Genomic DNA, 25,934 nt, shown 5'->3' with positions numbered 1-25,934 from the left:
CAGTTCCCCAGACGAGCGAGGAGGCCATGCGTACGCCCCGTAGGACCCCCACCACAGGCCCGGAGACACCGTCCCCGCGACCTCCGCGCGGCCGTCGCGCGCACGCCGGACCACCCGCCGACGAACCGGTCGACGACCTCGTCGAGGCGGGTGACAGCGCGCCACCGCGCGGGAGCGGCTGGCGGATCCGGCCCCGGACCGTCCGGGCCAAGGTCGTCTGCCTGCTCATGGTTCCGGTCATGTCCCTGCTCGCCCTGTGGGCGTACGCCACGGTCACCACGGCCCAGGACGTCTCCCGGCTGCGCCAGTCCCAGCGCGTCGACACGGCGTTGCGGACCCCGGTGGCCACCGCCGTCGCCGCGCTCCAGGCCGAGCGCGCCGCGGTCGTCCGGTACGCGACCGATCCCGGCGCCGAACAGACCGGGGATCTCAGGAGACTCGGCGCCCGCACCGACCGGGCCGTGGCCGCCCTGCGGCTCGGCAAGGGCAGCACCGTCGCCGACAGCGAGGAGCTGCCCTCCGGTGTCGCCCGGCGCCTGGAGACCTTCGTCTCCGGCGCCGAGCAGCTGCGCACGCTGCGGTCGGCGGTGCAGAACCGCGGCACCGGCTGGGACGAGGCCTACGGGCGGTACACGCGCGCCATCTCCTCGGCCTTCGCCGTGGACGGCGCCCTCACCGGCATCCAGGCCGACGACATGGGCTCCGACGCGCGCGTGCTGCTCGAATTCTCCCGCGCGGGCGAGGCACTGGCCCAGGAGGACGCGGTCCTCGCCGGCGCACGGCTCGCCGGCGGCCTCGACGGCGAGCGACTGCGGCTGTTCACCGGAGCCGTCGACACCCGCCGTGCGCTCACCGACGCGGCCGTCGCCGACCTGCCCGGTGCCCAGCGCACCGCCTGGCGCCGGCTCACCGGCGGCGACGACTACACCGCGCTGGGCGCCGCCGAGGACCGGATCCTGGCGAGTCCCCCCGGCGCCAAGGCCCTCCACGCCGCTCCGGAATCCGCCTGGGACACCGCCCACGCGCGCGTGCAGGACGGCATGCGCACCATCCAGACCGACACGGCACGCGCGGTCGCGGGCCGGGCCGACCCGTTCGCGCGCGGACTGCTCACCCCGGCCGGTGCCGCCGTCCTCTTCGGACTGCTTGCCGTGGCCGCCTCGCTCGTCATCTCCGTCCGTATCGGACGCGGCCTCGTGGTGGAGCTGGTGAGCCTGCGCAACAGCGCCCTGGAGATCGCCCGCCGCAAACTCCCCGAGGCCATGCACAGACTGCGGGCCGGCGAGGAGATCGACATCCGCGCGGAGGCGCCCCCGGGACCGGCCGCGGAGGACGAGACGGGGCAGGTCGCCGAGGCCCTCGGCACCGTGCACCGCGCCGCCCTGCGCGCGGCCATGGAACGCGCCGAACTCGCCAGCGGCATCTCGGGCGTGTTCGTCAACCTCGCCCGGCGCAGCCAGATCCTCGTCCACCGCCAGCTGAGCCTGCTGGACAGCATGGAACGCCGCTCCGACGACCCCAACGAACTGAGCGACCTCTTCCGTCTCGATCACCTCACCACCCGGATGCGGCGCCACGCGGAGAGCCTGATCATCCTCTCCGGGGCAGCCCCCGGCCGGGCCTGGCGCATGCCGGTGTCCCTCACCGACGTCGTACGGGCCGCCGTCTCGGAGGTCGAGGACTACGCGCGCGTGGAGGTACGCCAGCTCCCCGACGCGGCCGTCGTCGGCGCGGCCGTCGCCGACCTCACCCATCTGCTCGCCGAGGTCGTGGAGAACGCCGCCCAGTTCTCACCGCCGCACACGCGCGTGCGCATCACCGGGGAACCCGTCGGCAACGGCTACGCCCTGGAGGTCGAGGACCGCGGCCTCGGCATGGGCCAGGAGACCCTCGCCGAGGCCAACCGGCGCATCGAACAGTCCGAGGCCCTCGACCTGTTCGACAGCGACCGGCTCGGCCTCTTCGTGGTCAGCAGGCTCGCGGCCCGCCACGGCATCAAGGTGCATCTGCGCACCTCCCCCTACGGCGGCACCACCGCGGTGGTACTGCTGCCGAAGGTCCTGCTGCACGGTGGTCCGGCGGAACGTTCCGGCCGTCCGGCGGCCGACACCGAACCGGCACCGGAGCGCGCGTACGCGCGCGTGCCCGACGCCGCCCTCCCGCAGGCCGTCCCCGCCGACCGGCCCGCCCTGGCCGTCACCGCCCGCCCGTCCCCGCGGCCGGCGGCGCCCGATCCGCCACCTCCCGGAGTCACCACCTTGAGGCCGCACCGCCCACCGCACGACTCCGAGCCCCAGGACGACGACCTGCCACGCCGGGTACGCCAGGCGAACCTCGCCCCCCAACTCCGCGATCCCCGCGCCGAGGAGCCCGCGCCCGCCCGCCGGGGCGGTGAGCGCACCCCCGAACTCGTCCGTGACCGCATGACGGCGTACCGCGACGGCTGGACGCGCGGCGGCGGCAGGAAACCCGGCCGCGGAGCCGCCCCGGAACCCGCCGGGAGCACCGACAGCACCGAAGGAGACCGCGCATGATCCAGGACCCGAGCACAAGGGCGGACCGGCGCTCCGGCGAACTCGACTGGCTGCTGGACGACCTGGTGCTGCGCGTCACGGAGGTACGGCATGCCGTCGTGCTGTCCAACGACGGCCTCGCCGTGGGCGCCTCGACCGGCCTCAAGCGCGAGGACGCCGAGCACCTCGCCGCCGTGGCCTCCGGCTTCAACAGCCTCGCCAAGGGCGCCGGACGGCACTTCGGGGCGGGCGGGGTGCGCCAGACGATGGTCGAGATGGACGACGCCTTCCTCTTCGTGGCCGCCGCCGGAGACGGCTCCTGCCTCGCCCTGCTCACCGACGTCACCGCCGACATCGGCCTGGTCGCCTACGAGATGGCCCGCCTGGTCAAGCGCGTCGGCGAGCACCTCTACACCGCGCCGCGCGTCGGCGCGCGGCCGCCCGCCGCCGGATGAACCGGAAGACCGCCCCCGATGACCGAGTACGCGAGCGGCACCCCGCACGAGCCGGGCAGCCAGTGGTACGACAACGAGGCAGGGCCGCTGGTCCGTCCCTACGCCATGACCGGCGGCCGCACCAAGCCGGGCCCCACCGGGGTGCGGTTCGACCTGATCGCCCTGGTCACCCTCGACCCAGGCGCACCCGGCGTGGACGACGACACCCCGCTCGGCCCCGAACACCGGGCACTGATCGACCTGTGCCGGGTGGAGACGCAGTCCGTCGCCGAACTCGCCGCCGGAGCCGACCTGCCCGTGGGGGTGGTCCGGGTGCTCCTGGGTGATCTGCTGGAACTGGGCTGCGTCACCGTGAGCCGCCCGGTGCCACCCGCGCAGCTCCCCGACGAACGGATTCTGCGCGAGGTCATCGAGGGATTGCGGGCACTGTAGATGACCATCCGGAACCATCGCGGAACCAACCGGGCGCGAGCCGGTCAGCACCGACGCGTTCCGGTCCAACCGTCCGTGGCCGAGCGGCAGTTGTCATGATGCTGGCTTCGCGTCCTGACCACCCGCAATGTGCCGAACCCCCAGACGTCGACCGAAGCCGGCCCTCCCGAGAGAAGTGATCATGGTCTCCGAGCACTCCGAGCCCGCCGCCGACGACGACACGGCGGCCATGGCGCTCAAGATATTGGTCGCCGGCGGCTTCGGCGTCGGCAAGACGACCCTGGTCGGTGCCGTCAGCGAGATCCGGCCGCTGCGCACCGAGGAAATGCTCAGCGAGGCGGGCCAGTCGGTGGACGACACCGACGGCGTGGACCAGAAGGTCACCACGACCGTCGCCATGGACTTCGGGCGCATCACCATCCGCTCCGGGCTCTCCCTGTACCTCTTCGGCACCCCGGGCCAGGACCGGTTCTGGTTTCTCTGGGACGAGCTGTCGCAAGGGGCCCTCGGTGCCGTCGTCCTCGCCGACACCCGCCGTCTGGAGGACTGCTTCCCCGCGGTCGACTACTTCGAGCACCGGCACATCCCGTTCGTCGTCGCCGTCAACTGCTTCACCGGCGCCCGGACCTACGGCGCCCACGACGTCTGCCGGGCCCTCGACCTGGACCAGGGCACACCGGTGGTCCTGTGCGACGCCCGCGACCGGGACTCCGGCAAGGAGGTGCTGATCCGGCTCGTCGAGTACGCCGGGCGGATGCACACCGCCCGGCTCCTCGACTCGGTGGGCTGAACCTCAGTCGGCGAGGTCCTTGAGCGCCACCACCTTCTCCACGGCGACCCTGACCACCAGCTCGCCCGGGACGCCGTTGCGGGCGCCGAACTCCTCGGCCCGCTCCTGTCCCATGTACCGAGCGGAGATCCGGGTGGCCCAATCACGTACCTCGTCCAGCTCCTCCGACAGCCGGGCGCGCCCGCTCAGCACCACGAAATGGAAGGGGGGCCGGTCGTCGTCCACGCACAGGGCGACCCGCCCGTCGCGGGTGAGATTGCGCCCCTTCACGGTCTCCTTGCCGGTGTTGAAGACCAGGTCGTCTCCCTCCAGCAGGAACCAGATGGGCGCCACATGCGGGCTGCCGTCGGCGTTGACGGTGGACAGCTTGCCGGTGCGGGTGCCGTGCGAGACGAACGCCCGCCATTCCTCGTCGGTCATCTTCTGTGCCATGTCCCCATCCTCCTTGCCCCGACGCCGGTGGTGGGGAAGGCTGGCGGGGAGATCCTCCAGCCAGGGGGAGAGAGGGCACACGGGGAGACGCGGGACATGGCGCAGAACCAGGGACTCGGCTGGCTGCTCGACGACCTGACCGAGCGTGTGGAGCACGTACGGCACGCGCTGGTCCTGTCGAACGACGGGCTGGTCACGGGCGCGAGCACGGGCCTTCGCCGGGAGGACGCGGAGCATCTGGCCGCCGTCGCCTCCGGGCTGCACAGCCTTGCCAAGGGCTCCGGACGCCACTTCGGCGCGGGGCAGGTCCGCCAGACGATGATCGAGTACGACGACGCGGTCCTGTTCGTCACCGCCGCCGGAACCGGCAGTTGTCTGTGCGTGCTCAGCGGCGCCGAGGCCGACATCGGCCTGATCGCCTACGAGATGACCCTGCTGGTGAACCGCGTCGGCGAACACCTCGGCGTGGACGCCCGGCATCCGGAGCGTTCCTCCGTGATGGACCTCTGACCTGCGGATTCACCGTGAATCGCAGGGTTTTCCACAGGCCTGCCACGAGATTCGCCGCAGCGGCTACGGTCTTTTCCACGGCGAGCGCACCCGGCGCGAGCCACCCGCTCCACGGGGGAGAACGACCATGCCCGGCACTGACGCCGTCACCCAGCCCCGCCCGCTCACCTGCGCGTCCAGCCGCGCGGCCCGGGAACTGGGCCTGAAGCGCGGCGAGTTCGACCTCGCGGTGCATCTTGGCCGGATCCGCACGCTGCCCGACGAGGGCGGGGGTGGCGGCCGCCGCGTCCCACGCACCGAGATCGACCGGCTCCTGGCCCGAACCGAACCCCTCCGCGAGAGCGTGCGGGTCGTGGGGACGGCCGAGGGCGCGGCCCTGATGAAGATCCCGGCAAGCAGGTTCACCCGCTTCGCCAGACTCGGCCTGACGACCCCCGTGAAGTGGTACCCGAACCGCTACCGGGCCGTGGTCTGGCTCTATCTGGCCGAGGAGCTACGGCGGTTCGCGGCCGACGAGAAGAACGCGCGGCTGCTCACCGGCCGTACCCCCGAAGACCTGCGCGACCGGCTGAACGCGGGCGCCGACCAGCGGGCCCGGAACTGGCGGGGCCGCCACTGCGGGTTCCTGCTGAGGCAGGCGGACGGGCCCTGGGAGCGGGCCGGAGCGGTGGCGGGCTTCCTGGATCCGGAAGAGATCGACGAGGTTCTGACGGACCCTCACGAGCGCCTGTACGTCAGGTCCCTCCGGTCGGCCCCGCCCGCCCATGGTGCGCCGGGCTCGCCGGCCGCACAGCTCGCCGAGGAACTCATGACGGCGGACGACCCGGACGAGATCGGCTGGTTCCGGAGCGACCTCGCACGGGAGGTGGCCCAAGCCCGCACGCTCCGGCCGGCGCCCCGCCCAGCCGCCCCGCCCCAACACCTCGCCGCACCGACTCAAGGCCCAGCCGCGCCGCCCCGACACCCGGCGCCGCCGCGGCCCGCGCGCGGCCTGCGCGCATGGCTGCGCCGCAGAAGCCCGCGCCTCGCCCACTGAACCGGGCACTCCGAGCCCGAACTACAGGGCCCGGAACAGACCTTCCTGGACGACCGACACCAGCAGCCGCCCCTCCAGGTCGTAGACCCGCCCGCGAGCCAGGCCCAGTCCGCCCGTGGCGATGGGGGACTCCTGCTCGTACAGGAACCACTCGTCCGCGCGGAACGGCCGGTGGAACCACATCGCGTGATCCAGCGAGGCGATGTCGAAGCTCCGCGGCCCCCACAGCGGTTCGACCGGGACGCGCACCGCGTCCAGCAGGGTCATGTCGCTGGCGTAGGTCAGCGCGCAGGTGTGCACCAGCGGGTCGTCGCCCAGCGGGCCGACCGCGCGCATCCACACCGCGCTGCGGGGCTCGGCGCCCGCTATCTCCTCGGGGTGCCAGCGCAGCCGGTCCACATAGCGGATGTCGAAGGGCTGCCGACGCGCCATCCGCTCCAACCGCTCCGGCAGCTCGCCCAGATGCTTGCTGATCTCCTCCGCGAGCGTGGGCAGCGACTCCGGGTGCGGCACCTCGCGGAACGGCGGCAACTGGTGCTCGAAGGCTCCCACCTCAGGCTTGTGGAAGGAGGCGGTCAGATTGAAGATCGTGCGTCCCTGCTGCACGGCGGTGACCCGGCGCGTCGTGAACGACCGCCCGTCCCTGACCCGTTCGACCTGGTACACGATCGGCACCCCCGGCCGGCCGGGGCGCAGGAAGTACGCGTGCAGCGAGTGCACCGGGCGGTCGTTCTCCACGGTGCGGCTGGCGGCGACCAGCGCCTGCCCGGCCACCTGCCCGCCGAAGACCCGCTGGAGGGACTCGTTGGGGCTGCGGCCGCGGAAGATGTTGACCTCGATCTGCTCCAGGTCGAGCAGGTCGACCAGTCTCTCGGCCGGGTTCGTCATGGGTGGGGTTCTCCTGGGGTCGGGGCAGGCCGGGGCAGGGCCGGTCGGATCAGAGCTGGCCGACATCGGTGACACGGACGATCGCGCGGCCCTCGGCGTCGGAGGCCGTCAGGTCGATCTCCGCGCTGATGCCCCAGTCGTGGTCGCTGTTCGGGTCGTCGAAGATCTGGCGGACCCGCCACAGCGCGTTCTGCGGCTCCTCGTGGATGACGAGCAGTTTGGGGCCGCGGGCGTCGGGGCCGGTGCCCAGGTCCTCGTACTCGTCCCAGTACTTGTCCATGGCCTCGCCCCAGGCGTCGGCGTCCCAGCCGGACTCCGCGTCCATCTCGCCCAGTTCCTCGACCTGGTCGAGGGCGGCGAGCTCCACACGCCGGAACATCGCGTTGCGGACCAGGACCCGGAAGGCGCGCGCGTTGGCGGTGACCGGCTTGACCTCGTCGGCCTTCTCCTGGGCCTCCTCGGCGGTCATCTCCTCCGGGTTGGCGAGCTGCTCCCACTCGTCCAGCAGGCTGGAGTCGACCTGGCGGACCATCTCGCCCAGCCACTCGATCAGGTCCTGCAGGTCCTCGGACTTGAGGTCGTCGGGGATGTTGTGGTCGAGGGCCTTGTAGGCGCTCGCCAGGTAGCGCAGCACGATGCCCTCGGTGCGGGCGAGCTCGTAGACCGACACCAACTCCGTGAAGGTCAGCGCCCGTTCGTACATGTCCCGGATGACGGACTTCGGCGACAGCGGGTGGTCGCCGACCCAGGGGTGGCTCTTGCGGTACGTGTTGTACGCGTGGAAGAGCAGCTCCTCCAGCGGCTTCGGGTAGGTGACGTCCTGGAGGCGCTCCATGCGCTCCTCGTACTCGACGCCGTCCGCCTTCATCGCGGCGACGGCCTCGCCCTTCGCCTTGTTCATCTGGGCGGCCAGGATCTGGCGCGGGTCGTCCAGGGTGGACTCGACGACGGACACCATGTCGAGGGCGTAGGACGGCGATTCGGGGTCGAGGAGTTCGAACGCGGCCAGGGCGAAGGTCGACAGCGGCTGGTTGAGCGCGAAGTCCTGCTGCAGGTCGACCGTGAGCCGGACGATGCGGCCGGTGGCGTCGGGCTCGTCGAGCTTCTCGACGATGCCGCCGTCGAGCAGCGAGCGGTAGATGGCGATCGCCCGGCGGATGTGCCGCAGCTGCTGCTTGCGCGGCTCGTGGTTGTCCTCCAGCAGATGGCGCATCGCGTCGAAGGCGTTGCCCGGGCGGGCGATCACCGACAGCAGCATCGTGTGCGTCACCCGGAAACGCGACGTCAGCGGCTCCGGCTCGGAGGCGATCAGCTTCTCGAAGGTGTTCTCCGTCCAGGCGACGAAGCCCTCCGGCGCCTTCTTGCGCACCACCTTGCGCCGCTTCTTCGGGTCGTCGCCCGCCTTCGCCAGCGCCTTCTCGTTCTCGATGACGTGCTCGGGGGCCTGCGCGACCACAAGGCCCGCCGTGTCGAACCCCGCGCGCCCCGCGCGGCCGGCGATCTGGTGGAACTCGCGGGCGCGCAGGGTGCGCACCCGGTTCCCGTCGTACTTGGTGAGGGCGGTGAACAGCACCGTGCGGATGGGCACGTTGACACCCACGCCCAGGGTGTCGGTACCGCAGATGACCTTCAGCAGACCGGCCTGGGCGAGCTTCTCCACCAGGCGCCGGTACTTGGGGAGCATCCCCGCGTGGTGCACACCGATGCCGTGCCGGACGTACCGGGAGAGGTTCTGGCCGAACTTGGTGGTGAACCGGAAATTGCCGATCAGCTCGGCGATCTGCTCCTTCTCCGCCTTCGAGGACATGTTGATGCTCATCAGCGCCTGTGCCCGCTCCACCGCCTGTGCCTGCGTGAAGTGCACGATGTACACCGGAGCCTGCCGGCTCTCCAGGAGCTCGGTGAGCGTCTCGGTCATCGGGGTGAACTGGTACTCGTAGGAGAGCGGCACCGGGCGGGTCGCCGAGCGGACCACCGCGGTGGTCCGGCCGGTGCGGCGGGTCAGGTCCTTCTCGAAGAAGGAGACGTCGCCGAGGGTGGCCGACATCAGGATGAACTGCGCCTGGGGCAGTTCGAGCAGCGGGATCTGCCAGGCCCAGCCGCGGTCGCCCTCCGCGTAGAAGTGGAACTCGTCCATGACGACCTGGCCGACGTCCGCCTGCCTGCCGTCGCGCAGGGCGATGGAGGCGAGCACCTCGGCGGTGCAGCAGATGACGGGCGCGTCGGAGTTCACGGAGGCGTCGCCGGTGAGCATGCCGACGTTCTCGGTGCCGAAGATCTTGCACAGCTCGAAGAACTTCTCCGACACCAGCGCCTTGATCGGAGCCGTGTAGAAGGTGACCTCGTCACGGGCGAGCGCGGCGAAGTGCGCGCCCGCGGCGATCATGCTCTTGCCGGAGCCGGTCGGCGTCGACACGATCACGTTCGCCCCGGAGACCGCCTCGATCAGCGCCTCCTCCTGGTGCGGGTAGAGCGTGAGGCCACGCTCCTCGGCCCAGGACTCGAAGGCTTCGTAGAGGGCGTCGGGGTCGGCGGTCGGCGGCAGTCGATCGATGAGGGTCACGGACCCATCTTGCCTGGCCTTGGTGGTGAGAGGGGAATCGGCTGCGAGCACGAAGATCACGGCCGCTACGCTGTGTCGCCGACGGAGCGTCATCGCACCCGGTCAACTGGACAGCGGTATACGAGGAATGGGGCGGGCAACGGCCATGATGGGACCAGCACACTCACTGTCGGGGGCCGCCGCCTGGCTCGGCGTAGGAGCCGCGGCGGCAGCGGCCGGGCACGCGATGCCCTGGCCGGTACTGCTGGTCGGGGCGCTGATCTGCGCCGGCGCCGCGCTCGCCCCGGATCTCGACCACAAGGCCGCCACCATCTCGCGCGCCTTCGGACCGCTCTCGCGCTGGCTCTGCGAGATCGTCGACAAGCTCTCCTACGCCGTCTACAAGGCGACCCGCAAGCCCGGCGACCCGCGCCGCAACGGCGGGCACCGCACCCTGACCCACACCTGGGTGTGGGCGGCGATGATCGGCGGGGGCTGCTCGGCCGCGGCGATCCTGGGCGGCCGGTGGGCGGTACTGGCGATCCTCTTCGCTCACATGGTGCTGGCGATCGAGGGGCTGCTGTGGCGGGCCGCCCGCGGCTCCAGCAGCGACGTGCTGGTGTGGCTGCTGGCGGCGACCAGCGCCTGGATCCTGGCGGAAGTCCTGGACAAGCCGGGCAACGGCGCGGACTGGCTGTTCACCCAGCCCGGCCAGGAGTACCTGTGGCTGGGGCTGCCGGTGGTGCTGGGAGCGCTGGTGCACGACATCGGGGACGCGCTGACGGTCTCCGGCTGCCCGATCCTGTGGCCCATCCCGATCGGCCGCAAGCGCTGGTACCCGCTGGGCCCGCCGAAGATGATGCGGTTCCGCGCGGGCAGCTGGGTCGAGCTGAAGGTGCTGATGCCCGTGTTCATGGTGCTGGGCGGCATAGGCTGCGCCGCCGCCCTCAACGTGATCTGACCCCGAGGAGGCCCCGAGGGCCAGGGTCAGCCGGCCTTCCCCGAGCCGTTCCCGTAGCGGCGCTCGAAGGCGGCGACGCGGCCCTCGGTGTCCACCGTGCGGGCCTTGCCCGTGTAGAAGGGGTGGCTCTCGGAGGAGATCTCCACGTCGACCACGGGGTAGGTCTGGCCGTCGTCCCACTCGATGGTCTGCTCGCTGGTCGCGGTCGACCGGGTCAGGAACGCGTAACCGGCGGCCCGGTCGCGGAAGACCACGGGGTGGTAGTCGGGCTGCTTGTCCTGCTGCATGGCGGCTCCTCGGACAGGGCGGTCGGGGCGGTCGGGCGCGGACGGCACGGCTCAGCCGTAGGCGGTGTCCTCGTCGACGATGTGCATCGCGGCCTCCTCGGCGGAGGCCCCGGCGCCGTCGATGCCGATGTCGGTGGCGACCAGGCCGTTCTCGTCGTCCTCGTGCGCCCCCTCGTTCGGGGCCACCAGGCGGCCGGAGCGCAGATCGCCGACCTCGTTGTCCAGGAGCTCGCCGTCGCTGCCCTGGCAGTCGCCGATGCCGTCGTCGTCCGGGACACCCGGCTCGGGCAGCTCCTCGGCGAGCCGCTGGTCCAGGGTCTCGCCCCGGTGGCGTTCCGCCGCGGTCACCCCGGTGTGCTCCACGGCCCACGGCCGCTCGGGCGGGGACCAGCCGCGGTCCAGGGGATCGCTGACGCCGTCGGACTCCAGCGTGTCCTCCACGTCGAGCAGTCCCGTGTCCTCCCGGATCTCGGATCCGTCGGGCTGGTAGACGTCGTCCCCCCATCCGTCGGCGGTGGTCACGGCTACCTCCAGGGAGTGAGGACGCGGTCCGCGGGGCGGGCCGCCGGCACGCTCGGCACGGGTCTCACACGGCGCGAACCCTGCGGTTCCCGGTCGATTCCCGCACCGGTGCCGCTCTCCAGCCTTCCACCCCTGCTCGCACCCGCGCAACGGCACGGGGCGCGACCTGCGGCGCGCACCCCGTGCCACGGCCCGTCACCCGTGCCACGACCGCCACAGCGCCGCGTAGGGCCCGTCGGCGGTCACCAGCTCGTCATGGCTGCCGAGCTCGCTGATCCGGCCGTTCTCGACCACGGCGATGACATCCGCGTCATGGGCGGTGTGCAGCCGGTGCGCGATGGCGACCACGGTGCGGCCGTCCAGGACCCGGGCCAGGGACCGCTCCAGATGGCGGGCCGCCCGCGGGTCCAGGAGCGAGGTCGCCTCGTCCAGGACCAGGGTGTGCGGGTCGGCCAGCACCAGCCGGGCCAGCGCGATCTGCTGGGCCTGCGCCGGGGTCAGCGCGAGGCCGCCCGAGCCGACCTCGGTGTCCAGGCCCTCCTCCAGGGCCCGCGCCCAGCCGTCCGCGTCGACCGCCCCCAGGGCCGCCCACAGCTCGGCGTCCTCGGCGTCGGTCCGGGCGAGCAGCAGGTTGTCGCGCAGGGAGCCCACGAAGACGTGGTGCTCCTGGTTGACGAGGGCCACGTGCGAGCGGACCCGTTCGGCGGTCATCCGGGACAGCTCCGCGCCGCCCAGCGTGATCCGGCCGTCCCGGGGCGCGTAGATCCCGGCGAGCAGCCGGCCCAGGGTGGACTTGCCCGCGCCCGAGGGGCCGACCAGGGCCAGCCGGGTGCCGGGCGCGACCTCCAGGGATACCTGGCGCAGCACGTCGACGCCCTGCAGGTAGCCGAAGCGGACCCGGTCCGCGTGGACCTCCCGGCCGGAGGGGGCCAGCGCGGCGTCCCCGGCGTCGGGCTCGATGTCCCGCACGCCGACCAGCCGGGCCAGCGACACCTGGGCGACCTGGACCTCGTCGTACCAGCGCAGGATCAGGTTGATCGGCTCGACGAGCATCTGGGCGATGAGCGCGCCCGTGGTCAGCTGGCCGACGTCGATCCAGCCGTGCAGGACGAACACCCCGCCGATCACGAGCACCGAGCCGAGCACCACGGTGTGCGTGGTGTTCAGCGCCGGGAAGAGCACCGAGCGCAGCCACAGCGTGTAGCGTTCCCAGGCCGTCCACTCCTTGATCCGGCGGTCGGACAGGGCGATGCGCCGGGCGCCGAGGCGGTGTGCCTCGATGGTGTGACCGGCGTCCACGGACTCCGCGAGGGCGGCGGCCACGGCCGCGTACCCGGCGGCCTCGGAGCGGTAGGCGGCGGGCGCCCGCCTGAAGTACCAGCGGCAGACGGCGATCAGGATCGGCAGGGCGAGCAGCACGGTGGCGGCCAGCGGCGGTGCCGTGACGACGAGCCCGCCGAGCAGCAGCGCCACCCACACCACGCCGATCGACAGCTGCGGCACGGCCTCGCGCATCGCGTTGCCGAGCCGGTCGATGTCGGTGGTGATCCGGGACAGCAGATCGCCGGTGCCGGCCCGCTCCAGCACGCCCGGCGGCAGCCCGACCGAGCGGATGAGGAAGTCCTCGCGCAGGTCGGCCAGCATCCGTTCGCCGAGCACCGCGCCGCGCTGCCGCACCTCGCGCACGAAGACGGCCTGGACGGCGAGGGCGAGCGCGAACAGGCCGATGGTCAGGCCCAGATGGAGCTCACGGGTACCGTCCGAGACCCGTTCCACGAGCCCGCCGAGCAGGTACGGGCCGACCATGGAGGCGACCACGGCCACCGCGTTGACGGCGATCAGGAGGAAGAAGGCCCGGCGGTGCCGGTGGAACAGTTCGGCCACGTAGGCGCGGACGGTCGCGGTGGCGCCGACGGGCAGGGTGGTGGCCGTGGTCGGGGCCGCCGGGTCGTAGTCCGGTGGCGCGACGCCGATCATGCGCTCTCCTCGATCTCTTCCAGTGCGCCGCCGCGCAGCGCGGCCTCGTCGTCCGCGGGGTTCCGGCGGGCGGTTTCCTCCGCGGTCTCCCGGGTCACCACCGCCCGGTACCGGGGCTCGGTGCGCACCATCTCGCGGTGCACGCCGACCGTCACGACCTCGCCCTCGTGGACGAGGACGACCCGTTCGGCCCGGTCGAGCAGCAGTGGCGAGGAGGTGAACACCACGGTCGTACGCCCGGACCGCAGCTCCCGGAGGCCCTCCGCGATCCGTGCCTCCGTGTGGGAGTCGACGGCGGAGGTGGGTTCGTCCAGGACGAGCACCTCCGGGTCGGTGATCAGCGAGCGGGCCAGGGCGAGCCGCTGGCGCTGCCCGCCGGACAGCGAGCGGCCCCGCTCGGTGATCCGGGCGTCCATCGGGTCGGTGACGTCCAACGAGCCCTGGACCAGGGCCTCCAGGACGTCCGCGCACTGGGCGGCGGCCAGCGCGTCCGCCGCGCGTACCGCCCCTGAGGCCGGCACGTCGAGCAGCTCGCGGAGCGAACCGGAGAGCAGCACCGGGTCCTTGTCCTGGACGAGGACGGCGGTCCGGGCGGCCTCCAGGGGCAGTTCGTCCAGCGGTACGCCGCCGAGCAGCACGGAGGTGCCGGCCTCGGCGGGGTGGCCGCCCAGCCGTGCGGCGAGGAGACCGGCCGCGTCGGGGTCGCCGCAGACCACCGCGGTCAGCCGGCCCGCGGGCGCCAGCAGGCCGGTGGCCGGGTCGTACAGGTCGCCGTCCGGCACCGTGTCCGCGCGTGAGCCGCCGGTGTCCGTGGCCCGCTCCAGGGAGAGCACCCGCGCGGCCCGCTTCGCCGAGGGACGGGAGAAGGAGTAGGCCATGGCGATCTCGGTGAAGTGCTGCAGCGGGTAGTTGAGCATCATGACCGCGCTGTAGACGGTGACCAGCTCGCCGACGGTGACACGGCCCTCGCGGGCGAGCTGGACACCGCGCCAGACGACCGCGATCAGCAGCAGCCCGGGCACCAGCACCTGGATCGCGGAGATCAGCGACCACATCCGGGCGCTGCGCACCGCCGCACGCCGCACCTCCTGGGAGGCGCGCCGGTAGCGGTCGAGGAAGAGGTCCTCGCCGCCGATGCCGCGCAGCACCCGCAGCCCCGCCACGGTGTCCGAGGCCAGCTCGGTGGCCCGGCCGGCCTTGGTGCGCTGGAAGTCGGCGCGCCGGGTCGCCCGGGGCAGCAGCGGCAGCACCGCCAGCGCCACCAGGGGCAGACCGGCGGCGACCATCCAGCCGAGCGCGGGCTGGTAGAGGAGCAGGGCGACGGCGACCACGACCACGGTCACCGCGGCCGCGGTGAAGCGGGAGACCGCCTCGACGAACCAGCCGATCTTCTCGACGTCGCCGGTGGAGACCGCGACCACCTCGCCGGCCGCGACCCGGCGGGTCAGCGCCGAGCCCAGCAGGGCGGCCTTGCGGGCGAGCAGCTGCTGGACGCGGGCGGCGGCGGTGATCCAGTTGGTGACGGCGGTGCGGTGCAGGAAGGTGTCGCCGACGGCGATCGCCGTGCCGCACACCACCAGCAGAACGCCCGTCAGGGCCAGCCGGGTGCCGGACCGGTCGACGACGGCCTGGACGGCGAGGCCCACACAGAACGGGAGCGCGCAGACGGACACGAAGTGCAACAGGCCCCAGGCCAGCGACTTGAACTGGCCGCCCAGCTGGTTCCGCCCGAGCCACCACAGGAATCGGGGACCCGAACGTGCGTCGGGCACGCCCGGATCGGAGTACGGAAGATCTTGAATCTGCATGACGTCCCAGCGGCTTGTGTCGGGGGCGGGGGAGGTGGCGACAAGCCGTGAAAGGTTCGCGTCGTGGCGTGGTCGAAATCAAACGGTTTTCCCGGGCGGCCGTCGAAATCCGCTGCCTTCCGGACAGGGCCCGCCGCCCACCGTGCGAGGAACGGTCGGTGGTTCACGGCCTGGTCGAGCCGTTCTGCTGCCCGGGTCCACCGGCCGCGCCGGCGGGGGCGGTCACCAGGTCCACGTCGTCCGCGCGGACGTAGGCGAGCCGGTGACCCAGCTGGATCTCGTAGTACTTCTCGTGGCCCAGCACCACGGGCTGCGGTGTGGCGGAGAAGAACGACCTGTCGACGTAGGAACTGCCGACGGCGGCCTGGGTCACATACCGCTGACCCGCCCGGATGGTGTAGGGGAGCGGCGACTCCGACTCCTCCTCCACGCCCTCCGGGTAGGCCTCCTCCTCCGGGAGGGCCCGGCCGAACGCCGGGATCTCGTCCAGTCCCGCCTTCGGCGTGATCATGCGGCCGCTCGCGCCGACGGCCGTCGGGTGGTCCTTGGGGTTCCTGAACCAGGCCTTGTTGCCCTGGAACCAGATCGCCGTCCACTCGCCGCTGCGGTCGGCGACGGCGAAGACCTGGCCGGTGGAGACGCGCGAACCGAGGTCGCTGACGTCCTCGGTGGAGTCGTCGCCGTCCGGCCTGCGGCCCGGGTCCTGGATCAGCGGGGCGTTCTCGTCCGGTTCGGTGTGCAGGCGGACGGCGCTGGAGCCGTGCGGCTTGCACTTCTTGCCGTCACCGTCGCACCCCGTGTACCGCGGCTGGTAGGTGGCGTAGTCGGGCAGGATCATCACCATGTCGCTGTCCGGTCCCGCCGTGGCCTTCAGCGGTGCGCCGAGCAGCTCGAAGTAGTGCCGCCAGTCCCAGTACGGGCCGGGGTCCTCGTGCATCTCGGGGATGCTGTCGGCGGTCGGGGAGGGCACGTTGTCATGGCCGAAGATGTGCTGCCGGTCCATCGGGACGTCGTACTTCTTCGCCAGGTAGCGCACCAGGCGCGCCGAGGACCGGTACATCTGCTCCGTGTACCAGGTCCCGGGGTGGGCGAGGAAGCCCTCGTGCTCGATGCCGATCGAGCGGGCGTTGACGAACTTGCTGCCGGAGTGCCAGGCCTCGTCCTTGGTCCTGACGTGCTGGGTGACATGGCCGTCGGTGGAACGGATCGAGTAGTGCCAGGACGCCTCCGTCGGATCCTGCACGGTCTTGAACATGTTCGGCAGGTTCGACTCGGTGTCGTGGATGACGATGTACTCGATCCGCTGGTCCCTGGGCCGGTCGGCCAGGTCGTGGTTGCCGTAGTCGCCGTCGTCGTCGATCTCCTCGTACGGCGCGGCGAGCCAGTCGCAGGTCAGGTCGGCGGGGCACTCGACGTTCTTCGGCCGGCGCGCGGACTGCGGGCCGGGGTGCGGGCGGACGCCGGGGGAGGCCGGCAGCGTGACGTCCTGTCCCTCGGCGGTGGTCCGGTGCGCTCCCCGGCGGATCAGGCCGAAGACGTCGTCGGCGTAGGTGGCGGCCGAGGTGACGTCGGGGGTGCCGGGGAAACGTTCCACCGCCTGCCACCAGTCCTCCGGGCGGGCACTGAGCGGCTTGCCGAGATGCCGCTGGGTGGCGGCCAGCAGCGCCGCGCCGCCGCGCACGTTGGCGACGGCGTCCGTCCGCAGCTGCCCGGCCGGGGTCCTGATCAGCCGTGCGGCGCGTTGCAGGTCCGCCGGCTGCACGGTGTGCCCGCCCGGAGCGCCCGAGGCGCCCGAACCTCCCGTACCGCCCGAACCCGCTGGACCGCCCGAGCCGCTCGGTCCGCCCGCCGTCAGTTCGCGCGGCATGGTGGTCCGCCCGTCCGCCTCGACCGGGCCCGCCGCCGGTGCCGCGGCCTGTACCTGGCCGGTGTCCACCAGGTGCATCGGCCCGTAGCCGCCCGCGACGCTGGGCGCGCCGGGATGGGCGTCCCAGCGCGACTGCATGTAGGACACGCTCATGAGCACACTGCGCGGTACGTGGAACTCGCGTGCGGCGTCCGTGAAGGCGTTCTGCAGTCGTTGGCCCTCCGCCACGTCGTCGCCGGACGACGGGAGGATGAGCAGCGGTGGCAGCATCGCCGCCGTCGCGAGCAGGCAGGCCGTCCGGCGGCAGATCCGGGCGGTGTCGGGCACACGTGGAGCGACAGTTCTTCTCATACCAGAGGGTCTCCAACCGCTTGCAGAGGGTCTCCCACCACGCTTGTCGCAACCAAGGCCGAGGAGTTGCCCTTCACGTCACCCCCTGTACGTTTCCGTGCCCGGCGCGATGCGGCGCGCCGAGCTTCACCGGGGTGGCCCAGCGGTCCGGCAGAGGCCACCCGGTCGGCGGGCAACGGCCCGTCATCCGTGGGTGGCCACACATCGCACGGGCTCAGTCCTCGACCGGGTCCACCCGCCAGTCGGGGTGACCCGGCATCGGCGGGGTGTCCGGCCCGTACAGCCACGGGGTCAGAAACGGCGTCAGATCCTCACCCGCCACCTCGGAGGCGAGGGCGACGAAGTCCCGGGTGCCGGCCGCGCGGCCCCGGTACCTGGTCACCCAGGTCCGCTCGATCCGGTCGAACGTCTCGTCACCGACCTTCTCCCGCAGGGCATACAGCACCAGCGCCGAGCCGTCGTACCGCATCACCTTGAAGAGCGTCGGCTCCGTGGGCTCGGCGGGCGCGCCGTCGTCGTGCCGCCACTGGTCGTGCTGCTCGTACGCGGCCCGCATGGCGTCCTCCATGCCGACGCCGCCGTGCTCGGCGGAGTAGAGCCGCTCGTAGAAACGGGCGTGACCCTCACTCAGCCACAGGTCGGACCAGCGCCGGATGGCGACGCTGTCACCCGTCCAATGGTGTGTCAGCTCGTGGACGAGGTTGCGCTCGGCGTCCACCCGGTCGCCCAGCAGGTCGTCCTTGGGTACGACGGACAGCGACTGGGTCTCAAGGGCCACCGGCAGATCGGTGTCCCCGACCAGCACGCCGTAGCGCCGGAACGGGTACGGGCCGAGCCGCTTCTCCAGCCAGGCGAGGTGCTCCGGGGTCAGCGAGCGCTGCTCCTCGGTGTCCGCGACCAGGCCGTCCGGCACGACGTCGCGGACGGGCAGCCCGCGCGGGCCGGTGCTGTCGAGGACCGTGAACCTCCCGATCGCCACCTGGACCAGCTGGGCCGCGATGGGCTCCTCGGAGTCGTACGTCCACCGGACCCGTCCGCCGGGGCGCCCGGCGCGGTCGACGAGCCGGCCGTTGGCGACCGCGCGGATTCCCGGCGGGGTGGTGATGCGGAAGGTGACGGGCGCCCGCAGGCTGGGATGGTCGTCCACCGGGAAGACCAGCTTGGCGCCGTCGGGCTGAGCACAGATCAGGGTGCCGTCGGGGGTGGGCACCCAGCCGTACTCCCGGATCGCGTCGCTCCGCTGCCGGCGCTGGGTCGGGTCGGCGGTGTAGGTGACGCGGACGGTGAACGTGCCGCCGCGCGGGATCGCCCGCGCGGGGGTGACGACGAGTTCGTCGCCGTCGCGGACGAAGGCGGCCGGCGCCCCGTCGACGGTGACCTTGTGCAGGGTGTTGCCCGCGAAGTCGAGGTCGAACCGGGACAGGGCCTGGGTGGCGGTGGCGCTGATGGTGGTCCCGGCCTCGAAGGGCGTTGCGGGTGCCCGCCAGTCGAAGTCGAGGGTGTAACGGCGGACGGTGTAGCCGCCGTTGCCGTCCAGCGGCATGAGCGGGTCGCCGATGCCCGGCGCGCCGGGGGCGGGGGCCGGTCCGGACGGGGCGGCCGAGGGGCCCGGAGCGGGGGAGCCGGGGCCCTCGTGCGGGAGGCCCGCGAGAACGGCGTCGCAGGTGAGGGCGACGGCACCGCCGAGGGCCAGGGCGAGGGCCGCGCGGCGGACACGAGCGGTGGTGATCTCCATGGGCAGCACTGTGGCAGGAGTGTCAGGTTATAGCACCATATGCACCCATCGGGCGTACCGGTATGAATCGAGTGGCCGCCGGTCCGTCGTCGGCCGGTCTCCCCATTGCGGCCGATGGTCAACTCCCCGTAGAACACCGGCCATGAGAAGACGGATCGTCATGTCCATGCTCGCAGGGGCGACCCTCCTCGCGAGCGCCCTCCTCGGTACCGGCGCCCCCGCCGCCCGGGCCGCCGACGTCCCGGTCGAGTTCGGCACCGACTGGCACGACCCGGTGACCGCCGCCCCGCCGGTGTCCGTGCCCAAGGGGGCCAGATCGTGCCAAGTCACCCTGGCCGAGGCCCAGTTCCGCGACTTCACGCCGTACCGGGGGACATACACGCCACCCCGGGGTTGCGGTGACCGGTGGAGCAAGGTGGTGCTGCGGCTCGACGGCAAGGTGAAGGGCCGTCAGTACGACCGCCTGGGCTATCTGCACGTCGGCGGCGTCGAAGTGCTGCGCACCTCCACGCCCGAGCCCTCCCCGGACGGCATCGAGTGGCATGTGGAGAAGGACGTCACGCGCTACAGCGACACCTTCCGCACCGCCCAGGACGTCGAGATGCTCATCGGCAACGTCGTCGACGACACCTACACCGGGGTCATCGACGTCAAGGCCACGCTCACCTTCTACGAGGGGCGTGCGCAGCCCGCCGCCGTCCCCGACAAGGTGCTGACCCTGACCGACGGCACCACCCTCACCACCCCGCGCAACAGCGAACGCATCGTCGCCGAGGTGTACGCCACCGGATCCGGCGGCGGCTGCGAGGAGTTCTGGTACCTGACCGTGGCCGATCCGGCGTCGTACTCCTGCAAGGCGGACAAGGGGCCGTACCGGGAGGTGCAGATCAAGGTCGACGGCCAACTGGCCGGAATCGCCGCGCCGTTCCCGAACGTGTGGACCGGCGGCTGGTCCAACCCCTTCCTCTGGTACGTCATTCCGGGCCCCCGCGCCTTCGACGTCAAGCCGATCGAATACGACCTGACGCCGTTCGCCGGACTGCTGAACGACGGTCGCCCGCACCAGGTAGAGGTCTCCGTCGCCGGGGTGCCCGAGGGGCAGGCCGGGTGGAGCGCGCCGGTGAACGTGCTGGTCTGGCAGGACGCGCACCGCGCCCACGTCACCGGGAGGCTCACCGGGGCCACGGCCTCCGACCCCGCCAACTCCTCGGTGTACACGCCGGGTTCGGGGGAGTACCGGGTCGACACCGACGCCGGGCACCGGTTCACCGCCTCCGGATACCTCGACACCTCGCACGGCCGGGTGACCACCACCGTCAGCCGGACACTGGCCAACACCTCCGTCCACCGCTGGAACGACGGCGAGACCACCGACGCGCTCGACGCCACCTGGACCGACGACCAGAGGATCACGGTGACAGCGGCGGGCGGGGCGCCCCGGACGACTGCCACCCACCGGACGTACACCATGGACGGCGCCATCACCGTCGGCGCCGACGACCGGCTGCGCACCGAACTCACCCTCGGCGACCGGGCGACGGTCGTGGGAGCCGGAGGCGGCCGGTCACGCCTCGACGACACCTACCGCGGTGACGCGACGTACACCCTGGGCGTACCGCGCGACCAGCGGCACGCGGTCGGCACGTCGAGCGAGCGGTACCGGCTGTACGGCCCCGGTGGGTGCTACGACCGTTCGCTGGCCACCGAACAGGGGGTGCTGACGGAGGATCACAGCGGCTGCTGAGCCGAGTTGTGTGCGATGGGTCACTCGGAACGTGATTTACACGGCTGATACACGGTGGTCTCGGACGGGATCAAGAAGACCTCCAGAGTGATCGACGCGGAAGCCGCTTTCCGTATCGCAGAAGTCCCGCTCGGCTTCCGCGAGTCGATCCCCCCCCCCACCAGGAGTGCCCGTGCCGCAGTCCCTACCGTCCCTGCCGCGACGCGTCGCACGCATACTGCGTACCTCTCTCTTCGCGCAGGTCGCCTGCGCGCTCGTGCTCGGCATCGTCGTCGGGCGGCTGTGGCCCGGGTTCGCCTCGGACCTCCAGCCGCTCGGCGACGGCTTCACCCGGCTGATCAAGACGATCATCTCGCCGCTCGTCTTCTGCGTGGTCGTCGTCGGCATCGCCAAGGCCGGTGACCTGAAGGCCTTCGGGCGGATCGGGCTCAAGGCCCTGATCTGGTTCGAGGTGGCCAGTACGCTCGCGCTGGTCATCGGCCTCGTCGCCGCCAACCTCGTCCAGCCCGGCTCCGGGATGCACGTCGACCCGGCCACGCTGAGCGCCAAGGCGGTCGACGCCAAGACGGGCGGCGGCTCGCTGCCCTCGACCACCGAGTTCGTGCTCAACGCCCTGCCCACCAGTTTCGTCGGTGCCTTCGCCGAGAACTCCCTGCTCCAGGTGCTCGTCCTGGCCTGTCTGGTGGGCGCGGCACTGCTCCACCTCGGCCACACCAAGGTGCCGCAGGTGCTGCCGGCCGTCGAGCAGGCCCAGGAGATCATCTTCGCGATCGTCGGCTTCGTGATGCGCCTCGCCCCGATCGCCGTCTTCGGCGCGATGGCCGTCCTGATCGGCCAGTACGGGCTGGGCGTCATCGAGACGTACGCCAAGCTCATCGTCCTCTGCTACGCGGCCGCCGCCCTCTTCGTCGCCCTGCTCGCCGTCGCGCTGAAGGCCCTCACCGGGCTCAGCCTCTGGAAGTTCGTCCGCTACATCCGCGAGGAGCTGCTGCTCGCGCTGGGCACCGCCTCCACGGAGTCCGTGCTGCCGCGCGTGATGCAGAAGCTGCGCAGGGCGGGTGCCCGTGACGACGCCGTCGGGCTTGTGCTGCCCACCGGGTACTCCTTCAACCTCGACGGCGCCTCGCTCTACCTCTCCATCGGCACCCTGTTCATCGCGCAGGCCGTGGGCGTCGACCTGAGCCTCGGTCAGCAGATCACCGTGGTCCTGGTGCTGATGCTCACCAGCAAGGGCATGGCCGGCATCCCCGGCTCGGCCTTCCTCGCGCTGTCCGCGACCGCCTCCTCGCTCGGGGCGATCCCGGCCGGTGCCGTCGCCCTGCTGCTCGGCGTCGACCGCATCATGGACTCGATGCGCGTCGTCACCAACCTGCTCGGCAACTGCGTCGCCGTGTTCGCGGTGTCACGCTGGGAGGGTGCGCTGGACATCGAGCGGGCGAAGAAGGTGCTGGGCGGTGAGACCGGGACGGCCGAGGAAGAGGCCGAGGTGCCGGCCGAGGAGCCGGTGTCCCGAAGCTGACCGTACGGCGGAAAGCGGCTCCCCTCTCGGAGAGGCAGGGGAGCCGCTTCGTCTGTCTCAACAGCGCTTCGCCGGCACCGGCCCGTCGACCAGCGTGTCCAGCAGCCCGCCCAGCACCTTGCGCTGCTCCTCGGAGAGCGGGGCCAGGATCTCCTCGGCGGCGGACCGGCGCGCCGCCCGCAGCTCGCGCAGGGTCTCGCGCCCCTCGTCCGTGATCTCGATCCGGGTCACCCGGCGGTTCGTCGGATCCGCCACCCGGCGCACCTTGCCGCTCGCCTCCAGGCCGTCGACCAGGGTCGTCACCGCGCGCGGCACCACCTCCAGGCGTTCGGCGAGGTCGGCCATGCGCGGCGGTGCGTCGTAGTGCGCGAGGGTGCGCAGCAGACGGGACTGCGCCGGGGTGACGCCGAGATCGCGCGCCTCCAGATGGCGCTTCTGGATACGCCACACCCGGCGCGTCAGGCGCAGCAGCTGCTCGGCGAGCGGGCCGTCGGGATCGGGGGTGCTCATGCGGGAATAATATCAGGACCTAGTTCATTGTGAGCATAGGTAACAGTGAGCTATGCTCCGTCAGTCCGCACACACCGCACCCATCCGTAGGAGCCATGCCCCGAGACGAGATCAACTGGACCCCCGACGGCACCTCGGCCGGACAGCCCCGCCAGGTACGCCGCATCCTCACGCTCTTCCGCCCCTATCGCGGCCGGCTCGCGATCGTCGGCCTGCTGGTCGGCGCCTCCTCGCTGGTCTCGGTCGCCACGCCGTTCCTGCTGAAGGCGACCCTCGACACCGCGATCCCGCAGGGCCGCACCGGACTGCTCAGCCTGCTCGCGCTGGGCATGATCCTCAGTGCCGTCCTCTCCAGCGTCTTCGGCGTCCTGCAGACGCTGATATCCACCACCGTCGGCCAGCGCGTCATGCACGACCTGCGCACCGCCGTCTACGGCCGGCTGCAGCGCATGTCGCTCGCCTTCTTCACCCGCACCCGCACCGGCGAGGTGCAGTCCCGCATCGCCAACGACATCGGCGGCATGCAGGCCACCGTCACCTCCACCGCCACCTCCCTGGTCTCCAACCTGACCAGCGTGGTCGCCACGATCGTCGCGATGCTCGCCCTCGACTGGCGGCTCACCGTGGTCTCGCTGGTCCTGCTCCCCGTCTTCGTGTGGATCAGCCGCCGGGTCGGCAACGAACGCAAGAAGATCACCACCCAGCGCCAGAAGCAGATGGCCGCGATGGCCGCCACGGTCACCGAGTCGCTCTCCGTCAGCGGCATCCTGCTCGGCCGCACCATGGGCCGCGCCGACTCCCTCACCGCCTCCTTCGCCGAGGAGTCCGAGCAGCTGGTCGACCTGGAAGTGCGCTCGAACATGGCCGGCCGCTGGCGGATGGCCGTGATCACGATCGTGATGGCCGCGATGCCCGCCGTCATCTACTGGACCGCCGGCATGGCCCTCCGGACGGGCGGCCCGCAGATCTCGCTCGGCACCATCGTCGCCTTCGTCTCGCTCCAGCAGGGCCTGTTCCGCCCGGCCGTGAGCCTGCTGGCGACCGGCGTCCAGATCCAGACCTCCCTCGCGCTCTTCCAGCGCATCTTCGAGTACCTCGACCTGCCCATCGACATCACCGAGCGGGACGAGCCGGTGCACCTGGACCGGGTCAAGGGCGAGGTGCGCTTCGAGAAGGTCGAGTTCAGGTACGACGACAAGGGCGGCCCCGTCCTCGACGGCATCGACCTCACCGTCCCGGCGGGCGGCAGCCTGGCCGTCGTAGGCCCGACCGGCGCCGGCAAGTCCACGCTCGGCTACCTGGTTCCCCGGCTCTACGACGTCACCGGCGGCCGGGTCACCGTGGACGGCGTCGACGTCCGTGACCTCGACTTCGACACCCTCGCCCGCGCGGTCGGCGTCGTCTCCCAGGAGACGTACCTCTTCCACGCCTCGGTCGCCGACAACCTGCGCTTCGCCAAGCCGGACGCCACCGACGAGGAACTCCACGCGGCCGCCCGCGCGGCCCAGATACACGACCACATCGCCTCGCTGCCCGACGGCTACGACACGGTCGTCGGCGAGCGCGGTCACCGCTTCTCCGGCGGCGAGAAGCAGCGGCTGGCCATCGCCCGCACCATCCTGCGCGACCCGCCGGTCCTGATCCTCGACGAGGCGACCAGCGCCCTGGACACCCGTACCGAACGCGCCGTCCAGGAAGCCATCGACGCGCTGTCGGCCAACCGGACGACGCTCACCATCGCCCACCGGCTGTCCACGATCCGCGGCGCCGACCAGATCGTCGTCCTCGACTCCGGGCAGGTGGCCGAACGCGGCACGCACGAGGAACTCCTTGAACTCGACGGGCGGTACGCCGAACTGGTGCGGCGGGACGCCCGGCTGGAGACGACGGGGGAGACGGCGGGGGACCCGGCGGGCGAGCCGGACGTCCCGGTCGAGCCGGTCGGGACCGACGGGACGAGCCAGTGGGAGGCGGCGCGACGGCCGGGGCGCCGACGGGGCGACCGGGGGCGCCGACACGCGACTCCGCCGACAAACTGAGGTCGACAAGCTGAAGATATGTCGGGTTTGTGGCAATTTGCGGGCTAACGTTCCCGCATGCAGACGAACACTCCGCCACGGAACACGATCCGTCGGAACGACGGCCGACCGCACCCGACTCGGCGCAGGACGGTCCGGCTCACGCGCCGGGGCAGGCTGCTGCTCGGTGTGACCGGCGCCGTCGTCGCGGGCGCCGCCGTGGCGGTGCCGCTGCTCTACCTGGCCCACAGCGGGACTTCCCGGCCCGCCACCCTGGTCATCCCGGAGGGCTGGCGCGCGTCCCAGGTCTACGACGCCGTCGACAAGGCCCTCGCGCTTCCCGCCGGCAGCACCAAGAAGTCCGTCGGCACCGCGGGCCTGAAACTGCCCGGCGACGCCGGAGGCAACCCGGAGGGCTATCTCTTCCCGGCCAGCTACCCCCTGGACAAGGACGCGACCCCGCAGTCGGTGCTGCGGTACATGGTCGACACCGCCAATCAGAAGTTCGAGGGGGCGCCAGTCGCGGCGGGCGCGCAGCGCAACGCCATGAACGTCTACCAGGCGGTGATCATCGCCAGCATCGCCCAGGCCGAGGCCGGGAACAAGGCCGACATGGGGAAGGTAGCCCGGGTCATCTTCAACCGGTTGCAGAACGGCATGCCGCTACAGATGGACTCCACCCTCAACTACGGCCTCAACCGCAGCACCCTCAAGACCACGCTGGACGACACCCGCAGCGAGAGCCCGTACAACTCCTACCAGCGCATGGGCCTGCCGCCCAGCCCGATCGACAACCCGGGCGAGGACGCGATGCGCGCCGCGCTCAACCCGCCGCCGGGCAACTGGCTGTACTTCGTCACGGTCAAGCCGGGCGACACGCGGTTCACCGCCGACTACGCCGAACAGCAGCGCAACGTCGCCGAGTTCAACGCCGTGCAGAGCAGCAAGGCCCAGCAGCCGTCCCGGTCGCCCCAGTCGGCCCAGTCGCCGCAGGCCTCGCAGCCGTCGCAGTCGTCGCAGTCGTGGCGCTGAGCCGC

General features: G+C 71.9%; 21 protein-coding genes. 11 read left to right on the top strand and 10 right to left on the bottom strand.

What is annotated here, in order from left to right; all coding sequences use genetic code 11:
• Positions 1 to 26: 26 nt before the first annotated feature.
• The 4 genes from ACIPSJ_RS42700 to ACIPSJ_RS42685 all read left to right on the top strand — a co-directional run bounded on the left by ACIPSJ_RS42700 (position 27) and on the right by ACIPSJ_RS42685 (position 4,190).
• Complete coding sequence (locus ACIPSJ_RS42700) at positions 27 to 2,534, top strand: nitrate- and nitrite sensing domain-containing protein (RefSeq protein ID WP_401354196.1); 2,508 nt, start codon at positions 27 to 29, stop codon at positions 2,532 to 2,534.
• Positions 2,531 to 2,968, top strand: coding sequence for a roadblock/LC7 domain-containing protein (locus ACIPSJ_RS42695; RefSeq protein ID WP_355711946.1), 438 nt, complete (start codon positions 2,531 to 2,533; stop codon positions 2,966 to 2,968). The genes ACIPSJ_RS42700 and ACIPSJ_RS42695 overlap by 4 nt, the downstream gene beginning before the upstream one ends.
• 18 nt (positions 2,969 to 2,986) lie before the next feature.
• Positions 2,987 to 3,400: a DUF742 domain-containing protein gene (locus tag ACIPSJ_RS42690; RefSeq protein ID WP_355711948.1), complete on the top strand. Its 414-nt coding sequence runs from the start codon at positions 2,987 to 2,989 to the stop codon at positions 3,398 to 3,400.
• A gap of 181 nt (positions 3,401 to 3,581) precedes the next feature.
• Complete coding sequence (locus ACIPSJ_RS42685; RefSeq protein WP_355711950.1) at positions 3,582 to 4,190, top strand: ATP/GTP-binding protein; 609 nt, start codon at positions 3,582 to 3,584, stop codon at positions 4,188 to 4,190.
• Between the two features lie 3 nt (positions 4,191 to 4,193).
• On the opposite strand, the gene ACIPSJ_RS42680 is transcribed toward ACIPSJ_RS42685, so the two are convergent.
• Positions 4,194 to 4,622, bottom strand: a complete 429-nt coding sequence (locus tag ACIPSJ_RS42680) for a PPOX class F420-dependent oxidoreductase (RefSeq protein ID WP_355711952.1) — start codon at positions 4,620 to 4,622, stop codon at positions 4,194 to 4,196.
• Positions 4,623 to 4,718: 96 nt separating this feature from the next.
• Between ACIPSJ_RS42680 and ACIPSJ_RS42675 the strand changes: the two genes are divergently transcribed.
• Both ACIPSJ_RS42675 and ACIPSJ_RS42670 read left to right on the top strand, forming a co-directional pair.
• Complete coding sequence (locus tag ACIPSJ_RS42675) at positions 4,719 to 5,132, top strand: roadblock/LC7 domain-containing protein (protein ID WP_359219691.1); 414 nt, start codon at positions 4,719 to 4,721, stop codon at positions 5,130 to 5,132.
• A 127-nt stretch (positions 5,133 to 5,259) separates the two neighbouring features.
• Positions 5,260 to 6,168: a DUF6397 family protein gene (locus ACIPSJ_RS42670; RefSeq protein ID WP_401354192.1), complete on the top strand. Its 909-nt coding sequence runs from the start codon at positions 5,260 to 5,262 to the stop codon at positions 6,166 to 6,168.
• Between the two features lie 21 nt (positions 6,169 to 6,189).
• Here ACIPSJ_RS42670 and ACIPSJ_RS42665 read toward each other — a convergent pair whose 3' ends face one another.
• A complete protein-coding gene (locus ACIPSJ_RS42665) occupies positions 6,190 to 7,056 on the bottom strand; it encodes an acyl-CoA thioesterase (RefSeq protein WP_401354190.1) in 867 nt (288 codons plus the stop codon).
• Positions 7,057 to 7,105: 49 nt separating this feature from the next.
• Positions 7,106 to 9,619 (bottom strand): DUF3516 domain-containing protein, encoded by a 2,514-nt coding sequence (locus tag ACIPSJ_RS42660; protein WP_359219697.1) that lies wholly within the window; start codon positions 9,617 to 9,619, stop codon positions 7,106 to 7,108.
• Between the two features lie 145 nt (positions 9,620 to 9,764).
• Between ACIPSJ_RS42660 and ACIPSJ_RS42655 the strand changes: the two genes are divergently transcribed.
• A complete protein-coding gene (locus tag ACIPSJ_RS42655) occupies positions 9,765 to 10,559 on the top strand; it encodes a metal-dependent hydrolase (protein WP_355711962.1) in 795 nt (264 codons plus the stop codon).
• Positions 10,560 to 10,585: 26 nt separating this feature from the next.
• Here ACIPSJ_RS42655 and ACIPSJ_RS42650 read toward each other — a convergent pair whose 3' ends face one another.
• The 6 genes from ACIPSJ_RS42650 to ACIPSJ_RS42625 form a co-directional block, all read right to left on the bottom strand.
• Positions 10,586 to 10,846, bottom strand: coding sequence for a type B 50S ribosomal protein L31 (locus tag ACIPSJ_RS42650; protein WP_359219700.1), 261 nt, complete (start codon positions 10,844 to 10,846; stop codon positions 10,586 to 10,588).
• Between the two features lie 51 nt (positions 10,847 to 10,897).
• Entirely contained in the window at positions 10,898 to 11,368 is a 471-nt protein-coding gene (locus ACIPSJ_RS42645) for a DUF5709 domain-containing protein (protein WP_359219701.1), read from the bottom strand.
• Positions 11,369 to 11,563: 195 nt separating this feature from the next.
• The gene (locus tag ACIPSJ_RS42640; protein ID WP_401354187.1) at positions 11,564 to 13,345 is read right to left on the bottom strand and encodes an ABC transporter ATP-binding protein; all 1,782 of its coding nucleotides are present in this window, start codon (positions 13,343 to 13,345) and stop codon (positions 11,564 to 11,566) included.
• Positions 13,342 to 15,153, bottom strand: coding sequence for an ABC transporter transmembrane domain-containing protein (locus ACIPSJ_RS42635; RefSeq protein ID WP_401354184.1), 1,812 nt, complete (start codon positions 15,151 to 15,153; stop codon positions 13,342 to 13,344). Before ACIPSJ_RS42635 ends, ACIPSJ_RS42640 begins: the two co-directional genes overlap by 4 nt.
• A gap of 163 nt (positions 15,154 to 15,316) precedes the next feature.
• On the bottom strand, positions 15,317 to 17,371 hold the full coding sequence (locus ACIPSJ_RS42630; protein WP_401354182.1) for an N-acetylmuramoyl-L-alanine amidase: 2,055 nt from the start codon (positions 17,369 to 17,371) through the stop codon (positions 15,317 to 15,319).
• Positions 17,372 to 17,585: 214 nt separating this feature from the next.
• Positions 17,586 to 19,106 (bottom strand): M1 family metallopeptidase, encoded by a 1,521-nt coding sequence (locus ACIPSJ_RS42625; RefSeq protein ID WP_401354179.1) that lies wholly within the window; start codon positions 19,104 to 19,106, stop codon positions 17,586 to 17,588.
• 142 nt (positions 19,107 to 19,248) lie between these two features.
• Between ACIPSJ_RS42625 and ACIPSJ_RS42620 the strand changes: the two genes are divergently transcribed.
• Both ACIPSJ_RS42620 and ACIPSJ_RS42615 read left to right on the top strand, forming a co-directional pair.
• The gene (locus tag ACIPSJ_RS42620; RefSeq protein WP_401354176.1) at positions 19,249 to 20,850 is read left to right on the top strand and encodes a peptide-N4-asparagine amidase; all 1,602 of its coding nucleotides are present in this window, start codon (positions 19,249 to 19,251) and stop codon (positions 20,848 to 20,850) included.
• 172 nt (positions 20,851 to 21,022) lie between these two features.
• On the top strand, positions 21,023 to 22,369 hold the full coding sequence (locus ACIPSJ_RS42615) for a cation:dicarboxylate symporter family transporter (RefSeq protein WP_401354173.1): 1,347 nt from the start codon (positions 21,023 to 21,025) through the stop codon (positions 22,367 to 22,369).
• Positions 22,370 to 22,426: 57 nt separating this feature from the next.
• Here ACIPSJ_RS42615 and ACIPSJ_RS42610 read toward each other — a convergent pair whose 3' ends face one another.
• A complete protein-coding gene (locus ACIPSJ_RS42610; RefSeq protein WP_365694506.1) occupies positions 22,427 to 22,879 on the bottom strand; it encodes a MarR family transcriptional regulator in 453 nt (150 codons plus the stop codon).
• A gap of 95 nt (positions 22,880 to 22,974) precedes the next feature.
• Here ACIPSJ_RS42610 and ACIPSJ_RS42605 point away from each other — a divergent pair, with 95 nt between their 5' ends.
• Together ACIPSJ_RS42605 and mltG are read left to right on the top strand one after the other, a co-directional pair.
• Positions 22,975 to 24,918, top strand: a complete 1,944-nt coding sequence (locus ACIPSJ_RS42605) for an ABC transporter ATP-binding protein (RefSeq protein WP_401354171.1) — start codon at positions 22,975 to 22,977, stop codon at positions 24,916 to 24,918.
• Between the two features lie 57 nt (positions 24,919 to 24,975).
• On the top strand, positions 24,976 to 25,929 hold the full coding sequence (gene mltG, locus ACIPSJ_RS42600) for an endolytic transglycosylase MltG (protein ID WP_401354168.1): 954 nt from the start codon (positions 24,976 to 24,978) through the stop codon (positions 25,927 to 25,929).
• The last annotated feature ends 5 nt before the right edge of the window (positions 25,930 to 25,934 follow it).

The sequence above is a fragment of the Streptomyces sp. NPDC090088 genome (assembly GCF_044747345.1).
GTDB lineage: Bacteria > Actinomycetota > Actinomycetes > Streptomycetales > Streptomycetaceae > Streptomyces.
Note: the sequence above shows the minus strand (reverse complement) of the source record. Positions and strands in the feature narration are given on the sequence as shown.